At 66.8% G+C, this 14,111-nt stretch carries 14 protein-coding genes; 5 read left to right on the plus strand and 9 right to left on the minus strand.

All coding sequences use genetic code 11. The annotated features are described in order from the left end of the window. Positions 1–22: 22 nt before the first annotated feature. The 5 genes from AB0I14_RS31515 to AB0I14_RS31535 form a co-directional block, all read right to left on the minus strand. The gene (locus tag AB0I14_RS31515; protein WP_358030728.1) at positions 23–1,309 is read right to left on the minus strand and encodes an amidohydrolase family protein; all 1,287 of its coding nucleotides are present in this window, start codon (positions 1,307–1,309) and stop codon (positions 23–25) included. 92 nt (positions 1,310–1,401) lie between these two features. Continuing rightward, positions 1,402–1,605, minus strand: coding sequence for a YbdD/YjiX family protein (locus AB0I14_RS31520; protein ID WP_358030731.1), 204 nt, complete (start codon positions 1,603–1,605; stop codon positions 1,402–1,404). Beyond that, on the minus strand, positions 1,539–3,845 hold the full coding sequence (locus tag AB0I14_RS31525) for a carbon starvation CstA family protein (protein WP_358030733.1): 2,307 nt from the start codon (positions 3,843–3,845) through the stop codon (positions 1,539–1,541). The genes AB0I14_RS31520 and AB0I14_RS31525 overlap by 67 nt, the downstream gene beginning before the upstream one ends. A 114-nt stretch (positions 3,846–3,959) precedes the next feature. After that, positions 3,960–5,483, minus strand: coding sequence for an ATP-dependent DNA ligase (locus tag AB0I14_RS31530; protein ID WP_358030736.1), 1,524 nt, complete (start codon positions 5,481–5,483; stop codon positions 3,960–3,962). Between the two features lie 21 nt (positions 5,484–5,504). Further along, positions 5,505–5,885 (minus strand): glutamyl-tRNA amidotransferase, encoded by a 381-nt coding sequence (locus AB0I14_RS31535; RefSeq protein ID WP_358030739.1) that lies wholly within the window; start codon positions 5,883–5,885, stop codon positions 5,505–5,507. Between the two features lie 157 nt (positions 5,886–6,042). On the opposite strand from AB0I14_RS31535, the gene AB0I14_RS31540 reads away from it, so the two are divergent. Both AB0I14_RS31540 and poxB read left to right on the plus strand, forming a co-directional pair. Beyond that, positions 6,043–6,810: an SDR family NAD(P)-dependent oxidoreductase gene (locus tag AB0I14_RS31540; protein ID WP_055112536.1), complete on the plus strand. Its 768-nt coding sequence runs from the start codon at positions 6,043–6,045 to the stop codon at positions 6,808–6,810. Positions 6,811–6,881: 71 nt separating this feature from the next. Continuing rightward, positions 6,882–8,618, plus strand: a complete 1,737-nt coding sequence (poxB, locus tag AB0I14_RS31545; RefSeq protein ID WP_358030742.1) for a ubiquinone-dependent pyruvate dehydrogenase — start codon at positions 6,882–6,884, stop codon at positions 8,616–8,618. A gap of 4 nt (positions 8,619–8,622) precedes the next feature. On the opposite strand, the gene AB0I14_RS31550 is transcribed toward poxB, so the two are convergent. Further along, complete coding sequence (locus AB0I14_RS31550) at positions 8,623–9,297, minus strand: helix-turn-helix domain-containing protein (RefSeq protein ID WP_358030745.1); 675 nt, start codon at positions 9,295–9,297, stop codon at positions 8,623–8,625. Between the two features lie 159 nt (positions 9,298–9,456). On the opposite strand from AB0I14_RS31550, the gene AB0I14_RS31555 reads away from it, so the two are divergent. Further along, a complete protein-coding gene (locus AB0I14_RS31555) occupies positions 9,457–10,272 on the plus strand; it encodes a methyltransferase domain-containing protein (RefSeq protein ID WP_358030748.1) in 816 nt (271 codons plus the stop codon). Between the two features lie 30 nt (positions 10,273–10,302). Beyond that, positions 10,303–11,367, plus strand: a complete 1,065-nt coding sequence (locus tag AB0I14_RS31560; protein WP_358030751.1) for a phosphotransferase family protein — start codon at positions 10,303–10,305, stop codon at positions 11,365–11,367. Between the two features lie 26 nt (positions 11,368–11,393). Here the strand turns inward: AB0I14_RS31560 and AB0I14_RS31565 are convergent, their stop codons facing one another. Next, the gene (locus tag AB0I14_RS31565; RefSeq protein ID WP_358030753.1) at positions 11,394–12,155 is read right to left on the minus strand and encodes a sulfite exporter TauE/SafE family protein; all 762 of its coding nucleotides are present in this window, start codon (positions 12,153–12,155) and stop codon (positions 11,394–11,396) included. 191 nt (positions 12,156–12,346) lie between these two features. On the opposite strand from AB0I14_RS31565, the gene AB0I14_RS31570 reads away from it, so the two are divergent. Continuing rightward, a complete protein-coding gene (locus tag AB0I14_RS31570) occupies positions 12,347–12,859 on the plus strand; it encodes a homocitrate synthase (RefSeq protein WP_358030756.1) in 513 nt (170 codons plus the stop codon). Positions 12,860–12,864: 5 nt separating this feature from the next. Here the strand turns inward: AB0I14_RS31570 and AB0I14_RS31575 are convergent, their stop codons facing one another. Beyond that, positions 12,865–13,530, minus strand: coding sequence for a nitroreductase (locus AB0I14_RS31575; RefSeq protein ID WP_358030908.1), 666 nt, complete (start codon positions 13,528–13,530; stop codon positions 12,865–12,867). A gap of 92 nt (positions 13,531–13,622) precedes the next feature. After that, positions 13,623–14,102 (minus strand): MarR family transcriptional regulator, encoded by a 480-nt coding sequence (locus AB0I14_RS31580; RefSeq protein ID WP_358030759.1) that lies wholly within the window; start codon positions 14,100–14,102, stop codon positions 13,623–13,625. Positions 14,103–14,111: the final 9 nt, after the last annotated feature.

Consider the following 14,111-nt stretch of genomic DNA (forward strand, 5'->3'; position numbering starts at 1 on the left):
GCGGGCCCGCCGCGTGTCTGACTTAGCTGGACCCCGAGTTGCCCCGCGCAGCGGCGTGCAGCGCGTCACCACGCGTGCCCTGCTCGTGGTGACTCAGCGCCTGGATTGAAACATCATGGCCCTCAGCGGCTTTGCGTAGCGCGCCGACGGTAGCCTGGTCGCGTGCGATGTGGGTGAACGGATCGAACGAGTACCAGCGCATGGCGTTCTCGTACGTCATCTTGTTGATCTCGTCGTCGGGCACGTTGTTTTCGGTCAGCACATCCCACAGTTCCTCGGGGGCACCGGGCCACATCGAGTCGCTGTGCGGGTAGTCGGCTTCCCAGCTGATGTTGTCGATACCGATCTTGTCGCGCAGGGCCACCCCGACCGGATCGGAGATGAAGCAGGTCAGGAAGTGCTCGCGGAACACCTCGCTGGGCAGCTTGCCGCCGAAGTTCTGGTGCGTCCAGGTCGAGTGCATCTCATAGGTGCGGTCGACGCGCTCCAGGAAATACGGAATCCAGCCGGTGCCGCCCTCGGACAGCCCGACCTTGAGATCCGGGTAATCCTTGATGGGCTTGGACCACAACAGATCCGCGGCCGCCTGCACGATGTTCATGGGCTGCAGGGTGATCATCACGTCCAGCGGTGCGTCGGGGGCGGTGATGGCCAGTTTGCCCGACGATCCGATGTGCACGTTGAGCACGGTGTTGGTGTCGCACAATGCTTTCCACAGCGGGGTCCAGTAATCGTCGTGGAAGCTCGGGTAGCCCATCGCGGCCGGATTTTCGGTGAAGGTCAGGGCGTGCACGCCCTTCTTCGACACCCGGCGCACCTCTTGAGCGCACGCCTCGGCATCCCAGATCACCGGGAGTGCCATCGGGATGAAGCGGGCCGGGTAGGCGCCGCACCATTCGTCGATGTGCCAGTCGTTGTAGGCCTGCACCAGGGCCAGGGAGAACTCAGGATCCTCGGTGGCGAAAAGGCGGCCGGCGAATCCGGGGAACGACGGGAAGCAGATCGAGCCGAGGATGCCGCCGGCGTTCATGTCCTTGACCCGCTCATCGACGTTGTAGCAGCCCTTGCGGATCTCGTCGAGACCCTGCGGCTCCAGGCCGTACTCCTCCTTGGGCCGGCCCGCCACCGCGTTGAGCGCGACGTTGGGGATGACGATGTCGCGGAACTGCCAGGTGTCGCTGCCGTCCGGGTTGTGCACCAGGCGCGGTGCCTCGTCGGCGTATTTCTTCGGAAGGTGGTTCTTGAACATGTCAGGTGGTTCGACGATGTGATCGTCCACGCTGATCAGGATCATGTCGTCTTTATTCACGAACGCGCTCCATTCACGACGGCCTTACCGTATGGACGACAGTTTAGCCCGACGCGACGCCCCCGAGCCAGGCGATCAGCAGATTCCTCGGCTCAGCAGCAGCGCGCCCCGGGGTTGGCTTCGGTATTGCGGTGCCGCATCTTCCAGTAATCCCGCTCGGACAGCACCGGCTCACCCGGGTGTGTCCGCTCTCGGTGCGCGACGTAGCGCCGATAATGGTTGTCGCCCATCAATGTTGAGCAGTACCACCCGATGTGGCGTGCGGCCTGGCGTGTGCTCCGGGCAAGGCGTCCCACTGCTTCTGCACCTCCTTCTCGGCCGGTGTGGCGATCAGTCCTGATGGTGCGAAGATGCGCGAGGGCACTTCCTCTTCCACGGCCAGCGGCCGGCCCGCGCCGCGCAGCGCCTGCAGCGCCATCACCACGCCCGCGATGAACACGATCAACACCAGCACGGCGAACACCACCGACAGGGTGCCCTGAATGAAGGTATTGCGGATGACGGCATCGATCTGATCGGGGTTCTTCGCCGCGCCGAACGTCGACTTTCCGGCTTCCTGGGCCGCGACGTACTGCGAATGCTGCTTCCAGTAACCGACTTTCGGATCGGCGGAGAAGATCTTCTGCCACGACGCCGTCATCGTCACCGTCAGATCCCACAACAACGGAAGGCCCGGTATCCAGGCCCATTTCACCAAGCCGCGTTTGATCACCACCACGGTGACCACCGTCAACGCGATGGCGGCCAGCAGCTGATTCGCGATGCCGAACAGCGGGAACAGGGTGTTGATGCCGCCCAGCGGATCCGTCACACCCATCAGCAGGATCGAACCCCACGCGGCGACCACGATGATCGAGCAGGCCCAGGCGCCCAGTCGCCAGCTGGGATTGCGCAGTTTCTTCAGCGGCCCACCGAGATTGCCGAGGCCGTCGGAGAGCATGAACCGGGCGACTCGGGTGCCGGCGTCGACCGTGGTGAGGATGAACAAGGCCTCGAACATGATCGCGAAGTGGTACCAGAACGCCTTGAGGCTGGCGCCGCCGAACACCTGGTGCAGCACCTCGGACATGCCGAAGGCCAGAGTGGGGGCGCCGCCGGTGCGCGACACGATCGAGTGCTCACCGACGCCGTCGGCGGCAGCGGTGATCTCCTGTGCCGTGATCGGCTGACCGGACAGGCCGAGCCCGTTGACGTAGTCGGCCGCGGTCTGCGCGGTGGTACCGGTGGCGGCCGTCGGCGCGTTGATCGCGAAGTACAGGTGCTGGTTGAGGATCGCCGCGGTGATCAGGGCCATGATCGCGACGAACGACTCGGTGAGCATGCCGCCGTAGCCGATCAGCCGCATCTGGCTTTCCTTCTCCAGCAGCTTGGGCGTGGTGCCCGAGGAGATCAGCGCGTGAAAACCCGACAGCGCACCGCAGGCGATGGTGATGAACAGGAACGGGAACAACGAGCCGGCGAACACTGGGCCGGTGCCGCTGGCGGCGAACTGCGAGATCGCGGGCGCCTGCATCACCGGCCGGGCGATCAAGATGCCGACCGCCAGCAGTGCGATGGTGCCGACTTTCATGAACGTCGACAGGTAGTCGCGCGGGGCCAACAGGAACCACACGGGCAACACCGAGGCGGCCAGGCCGTAAATGATGATGCACCACGACAGGGTGACTTTCGAGAGCGTGAACCAGTCCGCACCCCAGGACGTTTCGGCCACCCAGCCGCCGGAGATGACCGCGAGCAACAGCAACACGACGCCGATGAGCGAAACCTCCGAGACCCGGCCGGGCCGGAAGAACCGCAGGTACAGGCCCATGAAGATGGCGATCGGGATCGTCATCGCGATCGAGAACACACCCCACGGGCTCTCGGCCAGTGCGTTGACCACCACCAGCGCCAGCACCGCCAGCAGGATCACCATGATGACCAGCACGCCGACGATCGCTGCCACACCGCCGATCAGGCCGAGCTCGTCGCGCGCCATCTGCCCGAGCGAGCGTCCGCGCCGGCGCACCGAGATCGACAGCACAAGATAGTCCTGGACGCAGCCGGCGACGACGGCGCCGATGATGATCCAGATCGTGCCGGGCAGATAGCCCATCTGCATGGCCAGCACCGGACCGACCAGCGGGCCGGCCCCGGCGATCGCGGCGAAGTGGTGACCGAACAGCACCCGGCGGTCGGTAGGCATGTAGTCCGTGCCGTTGTCGAAAAGCTCTGCCGGAGTGGCATTGTCATCGCGAGGGCGGACGATCTTCATCTCGATCAGCCGGGCGTAGAACCGGAAGCCGATGACGTACGTGCAGATCGCGGCGATCACGAACCACACCGCATTGACGGTCTCACCCCGGAAGAAGGCGATCACCGCCCAGGAGATCGCGCCCAGCACCGCGACGATCGCGAAGATCGCCTTGTGCTTGGCGGTGATGGGCGAGCGGTCGACGATCGCCACCGGCGGAAGGTCTTTGTCGGTGCGGATAAAGGTGACGTCGCCGTCGTGCTCCTCGATGCGATCCGTTGGTGGGGCATCCGGTGTTGCCACGGTCTCTCCTCGTTCGCCCAGTGTCGTACGCGTCGTGAGTGATCCTTTCATCGAGCCAAACCGCGCGGCATCGAATCCTGGTTTCCGCACCCTAACCAGGCGAGCGGGGTCGCGTCAGGTCAGGAATGTGCGCACGGTGTCGATCGCGTCCGCTTCTTCCGGGGTCTTGTCGTCCCGATAGCGCAGGACCCGCGCGAAGCGCAGCGCGACGCCGCCCGGGTACCGGGTGGACCGTTGGACGCCGTCGAAGGCGATCTCGACGACCTGCTCGGGCCGAACGGTGACCACCCAGCCGTCGTCGTCGACCTGCAATTCGGTGAAACGCTCGGTCTGCCACGTCAGCATCGCGTCGGTCATGCCCTTGAACGTCTTGCCCAGCATCACGAATCCGCCGGTGTCCGGATCCCGGGCGCCCAGATGGATGTTGGACAGCTTGCCGGTGCGCCGGCCCGACCCGCGCTCGACCGCGAGTACCACCAGATCCAGGGTGTGTACCGGCTTGACCTTGAGCCAGCCGGCACCGCGGCGGCCGGCCTCATACGGTGTCGTCGGCGCCTTCGCCATCACGCCTTCGTGACCGGCGGCCAGGGTGCGATCCAGGAACTTCTGCGCCACCGCGGCGTCGGCCGTGACGACGCGATCGACGCGTCGGTCCTGCGGTACCAGCGCGTCGAGCGCGGCCAGCCGCTCCTCAGTGGGCAGATCGAGCAGATCCTCACCGTCGACGTGCAGCAGGTCGAAGAAGAAGACCGACAACGGTCCGAGATCGTTCGCGGACTTGCTGCCGAACCGGGCGGCGGTGACCTGAAAGGGCTGGGGCCGCCGATCGGGCCGCAGCGCGATGGCCTCTGCATCGGCGATCAGATCGGTGGCGGTCAATGCCAGCGTCGCCTCGACCACCTCGGGCAGTCGGTGGGTGACGTCGTCGAGGCTGCGCGTGAACACCGACACCTCCGATCCCTTGCGGTGGATCTGCACGCGGGCGCCGTCCAGCTTGGCCTCCAGAATCGCTGTACCGCCGAGCCGTTCGAGCGCGTCGGCGACGTCGGTCGCGGTTTGGGCGAGCATGGGTCCGACCGGACGACCGACCTGCAGCGCGAACTCGGCCAGTGCGGTACGGCCCCCGGTCAGAGCCGCGGCGGCCACGGCGGGCAGATCACCGGCGAGCATCGCCGCGCGCCGCACCTCGGCCGCCGGTATATCGGAGGCCCGGGCCACGGCGTCGGCCATCACCCCGGCCAGGGCGCCCTGGCGCAGCTCGCCACCCAGGAGCCGCCGGAGGAACGTCTGTTCGGTATCGGTGGCTGTGGCGAAAAGGTTGCGGACCGACTCGGCGCGTCGGGCTTGCGAGCCCTTGCCTGCGATTTCTTTGATCTCGGTGAATGCGGAGTCGACGCCGGTGATGGTCAACGTGGGGATCTCTGCCGGCGCCGGCAGGGAACGCAACGCCGCCCACCCGACACCGATCTGGCGTTGGGGGAGCTCCCCGGACAGCCAGGACACCGCCACAGCTATCGCGCGTGCGTCGCCGTCGGCGGAAGCCTCGGTCAGCAGGGCGGCAATGCGGGCGATCTTGGCCAGCCGCGCCGAGGTCCCCGCGATGTCGGCGGATGCGGCAGCGACGTCGGCGAGCAACACATCCTCAGCGTGCCACGGAGGTCAGACAACCTCGGGAGCTTGGCTGAGCATCTCGTTCAGGACGGCCGCCTGCGACTGGAGGCTCCACGCCCGGCTCTGGTGGCCGTTCGCGTTGTATTGCTCTGCCGCGGTGAGCCGTTCATCGATCTCGGCCTGGATGAGGCTGCGAATCTCGGCATTACTGAGTTCCCGGCGCGCCACCTCGGTCGAGCCCACCCCGGACACCGCGCCCGCGATCGGTCCGCCGGTGCGGGTGTCGGTCTGATCTGCCTGCGGTGTCTCGGCGTTGTCGATGGCGCTCAACGCCGACCGGATGGCCGACACGGTGTCGGTGTCGCGGGACTTGCGCGCCGCCAGCAGGGACTGACGGAGTCGGTCGCGCCAATGGTGTGCCGGTGTCATGGCAGGCGAACTTATTCGGTCTCCGGTGGTTGCGTCGAGGGATTTACGCACGCTCGCGGTGCCAAGGGGACCGGGACGCCCAACCCGAAAGGCTTACGGGAAGGGTTGATGGGATAGGTTGCTTTACGATTTCGGTCATTTTTGGAAAGGAAGCTAGATGGAGATCGAAGGCAAGAAGGCTATCGTCGTCGGCGGCGCGTCGGGCTTCGGCCGGGCCACCGCTGAGGCACTGGCCAAGCGCGGCGCCAGCGTGGCCGTGCTGGACCGGCCGCAGTCCAAGGGGCAGGAAGTGGCCGACGCGATCGGCGGCTCGTTCTTCGCCGTCGACGTCACCGACTTCGACGGCACCGAGAAGGTGCTGGAGGAGGCCGTCGCAGCGTTGGGTGGCCTGCACATCATCGTGACCACCGCCGGTGGCGGCATCGGCGAGCGCACCATCAAGAAGGACGGTCCGCACAGCCTGGATTCGTTCCGCTCCACCATCGACCTCAATCTGATCGGCACGTTCAACATCAGCCGGCTCGCGGCCTGGCACATGAGCAAGAACGAGCCCGTCGACGAAGAGGCCGAGGAGCGCGGCGTCATCATCAACACCGCCTCCATCGCGGCGTTCGAAGGCCAGATCGGGCAGGTCGCCTACACGGCGTCCAAGGCCGCCATCGCCGGCATGTGCCTGACCATGGCGCGTGACCTGGGCAGCCTCGGCATCCGCGTGCTGGCCATCGCCCCGAGCCTGTTCGCGACCGGCCTGACCGAGGGCATCCCCGACGAGTTCGCCGCGGTGCTCACCAAGGACGCCGCATTCCCCAAGCGTCTGGGCAAGCCCGAGGAGTACGCGAAGCTCGCCGTCGCGATCGCCGAGAACCCGATGCTCAACGGCCAGTGCCTGCGTCTGGACGCCGGCCAGCGCTTCGCCCCCAAGTAGAGTGAATTCCGGCGTGATCGAGGACGCCCAGCGTCAGCGGTCACGCCGGAATCGCATACTGGGGAGGCGTGATGGCGACCATTGCAGACCAGTTCATCTCCGCATTGACATTGAGCGGGGTGCGGCGGGTCTACGGGCTTCCCGGCGACAGTCTCAACGGATTCACCGACGCCATCCGGCGTAGCGGCGAGATCTCCTGGCAGCACGTCCGTCATGAGGAGACCGCTGCGTTTGCGGCGGCGGCCGATGCCGCGCTGACCGGTCAGCTCGCGGTGTGCGCGGGCAGTTGCGGTCCGGGCAATCTGCATCTGATCAACGGTCTGTTCGACGCGCAGCGCAGCCGTGTCCCGGTGCTGGCCATTGCCGCACACATCCCGCGCACCGAGATCGGGTCGGAGTACTTCCAGGAAACCCATCCGCAGGAACTCTTCCGCGAGTGCAGCGTCTACTGCGAACTGGTCAGCACTCCCGAGATGGCACCACGCATCCTGGAGATGGCACTGCGTGCCGCGGTCGAGGAGAACGGCGTTGCCGTCGTTGTCATCCCTGGCGAGATCTTCCTGCAGCGGGCGGGGGAGGCCGGCTGGACGACGCGCCCGGTACGACCCACCCGATCGGTCGTGCGTCCCGATGACGAGTCGGTGCGTCGTGCCGCCGACATCCTCAACGCCGCCGAGCGGGTCACCATATTGGGTGGCGCGGGCGCCGCCGGAGCCCACGACGCCCTGATCGAACTGGCGTCGACGCTGCAGGCTCCGATCGTTCACGCGTTGCGGGGCAAGGAATTCATCGAGTACGACAATCCTTTTGACGTCGGCATGACCGGACTGCTGGGGTTCGCATCCGGGTACAAGGCCATCAAGGAGGCCGACACCCTGCTGATGCTGGGTACCGACTTCCCGTACCAGCAGTTCTATCCCGAGGGCGCCACCGTCATCCAGGTCGACATCCGGGGACGCAACCTCGGCCGCCGCACCCCGATCGACCTCGGCCTGCGCGGCAGCGTCGCCGATACCCTGGCGGCGTTGCAGCCGCTGCTGCGCCCCAAGACCGACCGTGAGCACCTCGACCGGTCGCTTCGGCACTACCGCAAGACACGAGCGCAGCTCGACTCGTTGGCCGTCAACGATCGCGACAAGACCCCGATCCGCCCGGAATATGTTGCCGCGCTTGCCAACGGGTTGGGATCTGATGACGCGGTGTTCACCTGCGACGTCGGGTCGCCCGTGGTGTGGGCGGCGCGGTACCTGACCATGAACGGCCGGCGCAGACTGCTCGGGTCGTTCAACCACGGCACCATGGCCAACGCGTTGCCGCACGCGATCGGCGCGCAGACCGCCTTCCCCGACCGGCAGGTGGTCGCGCTGGCCGGTGACGGCGGGCTGACCATGCTCTTCGGCGAGCTGGTGACGCTGATCCAGAACAAGCTTCCGGTCAAGGTGATCGTGTTCAACAACTCGTCGCTGAACTTCGTCGAGTTGGAGATGAAGGCCGCGGGCATCGTCACGTTCGGCACCGACCTGGTCAACCCGGATTTCGCCGCGGTGGCCCAGGCCATGGGCGTGTTCGGCCGCCGGGTCACCGAACCGGGTGAGTTGGAACGGGCTCTGACCGACGCATTCGTCTACGACGGCCCCGCCGTCATCGACGTGCACACCGCGCGCCAGGAATTGTCGATACCGCCGGCGATCACCGTCGAGCAGGCAAAGGGCTTCTCGCTCTACGCGATCCGGACCATCCTGGCCGGTCGCGCCGACGAACTCCTTGACCTGGTCACCACCAACGTCGCCCGCCGGATCCTGGACTGACCGCTCAGGCCGGCCGGGGGATCGCGGCCGCCGTGCTCTGGCCCAGCCATTTCGGGATGGCCCGGCGGACGTCGGCGGATCCGGACAGCGCGACACTGCCGTCGAGCACCGCCCGGGCCCAGCCGACATCGCCGCGCCAGATCTCGACCAGCGTGCGCAGGTCGGTCTGCACGGTCCCCGCCACCTCGTAGCCGGGATCGAAATCGCACACATCGGCCTGCCCGTCGCTCACCGTGAGCCACCACCTCGACGCCTTGGATGCGACACCGTCGAGGACGAACGCGACCGTGGTGCGCGAACGCGGCCAGTCGGCGATGGGAATGGTGCGGCGCATGTCCCACATCAGCAGATGCGGGTCGAGATCCTGCTCGCCGAGTTCGCCGATCCACCGCACCCCCCACGACCCGAGCGCGTCGACCACACCGGCGAGTTCCTGACCGCACGGGGTCAGTGAATAGCTTGTCCGCCCGTCGATCTCAGAACGCTCGATGACCCCGGCGCGGGCCAACGACTTCAGCCGCGTGGACAACAGTGCCGGCGACATCTTCGGAACCCCGCGACGCAGATCGTTGAAGTGCGCGCTGCCCCGCAGCAGCTCCCGGACCACCAGCAAGGTCCAGCGTTCGTCGAGCAATTCCATGGCTTTGGCCACGGGACAGAACTGGCCATACGTGGACATCGGCGGTCTTCCTCCCCGGAAAGTGCGCGGCCTTCTAAGTACACCGCTGTCGGGGCTCCGAAGCCAGTACAGATCTAGAACTGGGCGCGCTACAGATTTGGTACTGGATTAGGCGCCCACGCGGGATGACGATGAAGCCAACCTGTGAAAGGAGCCGTCATGAACGTCACGTCCACCGGTGGTGAGCTTGAGGCCAAACACCGGGCGCTGTGGGCGCTCGGTGACTACGCGGCGATCGCCGCCAACATCGTGCGCCCGCTCGGTCCGGTACTGGTCGAGGCCAGCGGCATCGGGTCCGGTGACCGCGTGCTGGACGTCGCGGCCGGGACCGGCAACGTCGCCATCCCTGCCGCCGCAACGGGTGCGCACGTGACCGCGAGTGACCTGTGCCCGGAATTGGTCGAACAGGGACGACAGCTCGGCGCCGAGGCTGGAATGACGATCGACTGGGCCGAGGCCAACGCCGAGGCGTTGCCCTACGCCGACGACTCCTTCGATGCGGTGCTGTCCTGCATCGGGGTGATGTTCGCGCCGCATCACCAGCAGGCCGCTGATGAACTCCTGCGGGTGACTCGACCCGGCGGGCGGATCGGTCTGATCTCCTGGACGCCAGAGGGTTTCATCGGACAGTTGTTTGCCACCATGAAGCCGTATGTGCCCGCGCCACCTCCGGGGGTGTCCCCACCTCCGCGGTGGGGAGACGAGCAGTATCTGCGCGCCCTGCTGGGCGGCCGGGTCGGCGAGTTGAACTGTGAGCGGCGGGAACTCGCTGTCACCGCGTTCCCGGACGGTGCAGCGTTCCGCGACTACTTCAAGGCCAACTACGGCCCCACGATCTCGGCCTACCGGGCGATCACCGCCGATCCCGATCGGGTCGCGGAGCTGGACGCGGAGATCGCCGCGCTGGGTGACCGGTTCCTCACCGGTTCCTCGATGCCGTGGGAATACCTGCTGACCGTGGTGAACACGCACTGATCGGAGCGGGCAGCTGGCAACATGACTGGCATGCCCGACGACGTACAGGAATTGCCCACGCTCAGCGCCGCCGATCGGGACGCCATTGGGCGCTGGCTGCGAGCGCAGGGGATCGGAACGACACTGACCGACGTGGCGCCGCTGACCGGCGGGACGCAGAACATCGTGGTGGGCATGTGCGTCGACGGACGTCGAATGGTGTTGCGGCGCCCGCCTTTACACCCCCGACCGAACAGTGACAAGACCATGCTGCGGGAGATCGCGGTGCTGCGCACGCTGGCGGGGTCGGCCGTGCCGCATCCGGGATTCATCGCCGCCTGCACCGATCTGGACGTGATCGGCGTGGTGTTCTACCTGATGGAGGAGGTCGACGGGTTCAATCCGGGCACCGACGTGAGTCAGGCCTACCGGGACGACGCCGACCTGCGTTACCGGGTCGGGCTGTCCTATGCGGGGAGTCTCGCGGAGCTGGGCAATGTCGCCTGGGAGAACAGTGAGCTCGCCGCCATCCGTCGGCCGGGATCGTTTCTGGCCCGCCAGGTTCCGCAGTTCCTCGGATTGCTCGAAAGCTATCGCCACGAGCTGTATTCACCCGAGTCGTTGACGGGCGTCGGGGACCTGGCGCAGTGGCTGGAGGACAACCGCCCGCCAGACGCCGAACCCGGCATCATGCACGGCGACGCGCACCTCAACAACGTCCTGCTGCGCCGGGACACCCCCGAACTGGCCGCGTTCATCGACTGGGAGATGTGCACGATCGGCGATCCGCTGCTCGATCTCGGGTGGATGCTGGTGTGCTGGCCCGACGATCCCAATCCGATCAACGCGGGTTCGGCACTGGCCGCCCTCGGCGGACTGGCCCACCGCAGTGAACTGATCGAGGCGTACCGCGCCGCCGGAGGCCGTCAGACCGACCGGCTGGATTGGTATGTGGCGCTGGCCTGCTTCAAACTCGGCATCGTCATCGAGGGCACCTGGTCGCGATACCTTGCCGGGCGGGCCAGCCGGGATGCCGGCGAGCAGCTGCACGCGTCAGCAGAGAACCTCCTCGCGCTGGGGACGCGGGTTGCCAAGGGGGACAACCCCTTCGAGTAGCCTCCGGGCCGCTCCCGCTGGAGAGATCAGTACGTGTCGAGTGCGAGCTTGATCGCAAGCGCCACGCCCGCCGCGCCGATCAGGAACCGCAGCGGGGCGGCGGGCGCATGCCGCACGATCATCGGACCGAGTCGCGAACCGATCAGGCACCCGGCGCCCAACGGCAGGACCGCCGGCCAGTACACCGGGGCGACCACGATGAACGCGACCGCGGCAACGGCATTGGCCACGCCGAGGATCACGTTCTTGCCGGCGTTGGCGTGTGCCAGCGTCGCACCGCCGGTGCGCAGCAGCAGGGCCAGCAGCAGCACGCCCGCGGCCGCGCCGAAGTACCCGCCGTAGATGGTGATCAGGAAGATGGCCCCGGCTTCGAGCGTCACCTTGATCCGATGGTCGCGGTGGTTGGCCACCCGTGTACCCGGCTCGCGACCTCGGGGCAGCAGGATCGCCACCGACGCGAACGCCAGCAGCACCGGCACCACTTTCTCGAAGCCCTCGGCCGGGGTGCATAGCAGCAGTGCCGCGCCGACCGCCCCGCCGACAACGGCGATCGGGATGATCCGCCTGATCCAGGCGCCCTGCCCGGCGAGCTCGGGCCGCGACCCCAAGACCGAACCCACGCCGTTGAACACCAACGCCACGGTGTTGGTCACATTCGCGGTGACCGGAGGTAGGCCGATGAGCAGCAGCGCGGGATAGGTCGCAACCGAGGCCAGCCCGGCGATACTGCCGGTGAGTCCGCCGCCGATGCCGGCCACCACGAGCAGGACGACCTCACCGACGCTCATGAGCCATCCACCCCGCCGAGACTACGTAGCCAAAAAGTGTTTGCGTGACCGGACGAGCTGCGTCTAGCATCGCCAACGTGCCAAGGCGATTTGTAGTAGCAACCCGCAGCGGGGTCTGATCAGACCGACCCCTCGCTGTGGGTCGTTCGCTACTTCGTCGGTCACTTCCTCTAGCCAGAGAAGACCGGCACATGTATCTCACTTCATCGGCACCGCAATCGAGCGCCACTTCGTCGTTCGCCGCTCATTTCTCCAACCCGCTACCGCGCGGCCTGCGCGAAGCCGGCGAGTCAGCCTCCTGGGAGCAGTTCCTCGACGAATATGCGGCCGGCCCGGGTGCGTTGAAACTGGGGCAGTGGACCTGCACCGATACGGAGCGGTCAGCCAGCAGGTTGGGGCCGCAGGCTCGCCACTACGAGGCCACGTTGGCTCTCGGCGACACCATCAGTACATCGACCGCCGCTGCGAGTGGACCCATCGCCGCACTCACCGAGATGCTCTACGCGCGTGGGATCACCGTCGAGACCAAGTCGTTTCATCAGCTGCCCACCGGCGGCCAGATCGTGACTTTCATCGAGGGCTGCGACGGCCTGCACAGCGAGTGGGCCATGGGGCTCGACGAGGATCCCGAGCAGTCGGCGCTGTATGCCGTGATCGCGTGTGCCAATCGGCTGATGGCCAACCGGTATCTCGCGACGGCCTGAGCCGACTACCCGCTGACGAAGGTGACGGTCTCGTCCAGCGGCGCGCGGCCGGTGCGGATGTAGTCGACGGTGGGGTCCTCGTAGCCGATGGACATGCCGCAGAACAGGGTCAGTTCCGGCGGAGGGCAGAGGACGTCGGCGACGGTGGTGCGGACCTGGGACCAGGCCATCTGCGGGCAGCTGTGCAGGCCTTCGGCGCGCAGCAGAAGCATGACGGTCTGCAGGTACATCCCCAGGTCTGCCCACTGCGCGGGTCCCAGATCGCGGTCGATGTAGCAGAACAGCGCGGCCGGTGCGCCGAAGCAGTCCCAGTTGGCGATTGCGGCGCGTTGGCGGGCTTCCCAGTCGTCTCGGGCAATGCCGAGGGCGCTGTAGCGCTCTTTGCCGAAGGCCGCGCGGCGGTCGCGGTAGGGCGATTTCATGTCGGCGGGATACATCTCGTACTCCCGCTCGTCCCATGGCACGCCGGTGGCGACGCGTTCGGTTGCCAGCTTCTTGAGCTCGGCCAGCGGCGCCCCGGTTACCACGTAGATGTGCCAGGGCTGGATGTTCGAGCCCGACGGGGACGAAGCGGCGGCCTCCAGCACGCGCTGTAGGACTTCGGCTGGGACGGGCTGATCAGTGAATCCGCGCACCGCCCGTCGGCTGGTGACCGCGTCATACACGTCAATCATCGTGTGCCTCCCGGCTGGATCGTCGCGTTTGCGACTATCTTATTCAAGACGATCCAACCGGAGATTATTCCCGGCCGTGCCGGGGGCGCCTAGGACTCCGGTGGCGGGCTCAGGCGGATCAGGAGGTCTTTCAGTTGCTCAACCTCGCCGGGGCGCAACGTGGAGACCAGCCGCTCCGCCAGTGGCTGCGCGGCCACGTGCGCCGCATCGAAAAGCTCCATGCCTTCCGGGGTGATCTCAACGGCCCGCACGCGCCGGTCGCCTGGGACGGCCTTACGTACCGCCAGGCCTTTGTGCTCCAGGTCGTCGATGACGCGCATGATCGCGGACTTGTCGGACCCGGTCGCCTCCACCAGATCCCGTTGTTCTGTCGGGCCGTGGTTGATCAGCTCGAGCAGAACCGCGAAATGCCGCATCTCGATACCGAGCGGCGCAAGTGCCTCCGACATCACCGCCGCCGCATGCCAGTGGGCCCGCCTCAGAAGTAATCCCAGGGCGAACGGCGAGGTGTCGCCGGCGCGGTCGGTCGCGTGTGGCGCGGATGACTCCTTGGCGGCGTCGGCGGTCATGTCGCGACG

Origin of the sequence: Mycobacterium sp. NPDC050441, from assembly GCF_040655355.1 — a bacterium.
Lineage (GTDB): Bacteria > Actinomycetota > Actinomycetes > Mycobacteriales > Mycobacteriaceae > Mycobacterium.

Coding starts and splice junctions, on each gene's coding strand:
- AB0I14_RS31580 (WP_358030759.1), bottom strand. CDS start 14,102: ATGACCGCCGACGCCGCCAAGGAGTCATCCGCGCCACACGCGACCGAC.
- AB0I14_RS31550 (WP_358030745.1), bottom strand. CDS start 9,297: ATGTCCACGTATGGCCAGTTCTGTCCCGTGGCCAAAGCCATGGAATTG.
- AB0I14_RS31555 (WP_358030748.1), top strand. CDS start 9,457: ATGAACGTCACGTCCACCGGTGGTGAGCTTGAGGCCAAACACCGGGCG.
- poxB (WP_358030742.1), top strand. CDS start 6,882: ATGGCGACCATTGCAGACCAGTTCATCTCCGCATTGACATTGAGCGGG.
- AB0I14_RS31560 (WP_358030751.1), top strand. CDS start 10,303: ATGCCCGACGACGTACAGGAATTGCCCACGCTCAGCGCCGCCGATCGG.
- AB0I14_RS31535 (WP_358030739.1), bottom strand. CDS start 5,885: ATGACACCGGCACACCATTGGCGCGACCGACTCCGTCAGTCCCTGCTG.
- AB0I14_RS31570 (WP_358030756.1), top strand. CDS start 12,347: ATGTATCTCACTTCATCGGCACCGCAATCGAGCGCCACTTCGTCGTTC.
- AB0I14_RS31540 (WP_055112536.1), top strand. CDS start 6,043: ATGGAGATCGAAGGCAAGAAGGCTATCGTCGTCGGCGGCGCGTCGGGC.
- AB0I14_RS31565 (WP_358030753.1), bottom strand. CDS start 12,155: ATGAGCGTCGGTGAGGTCGTCCTGCTCGTGGTGGCCGGCATCGGCGGC.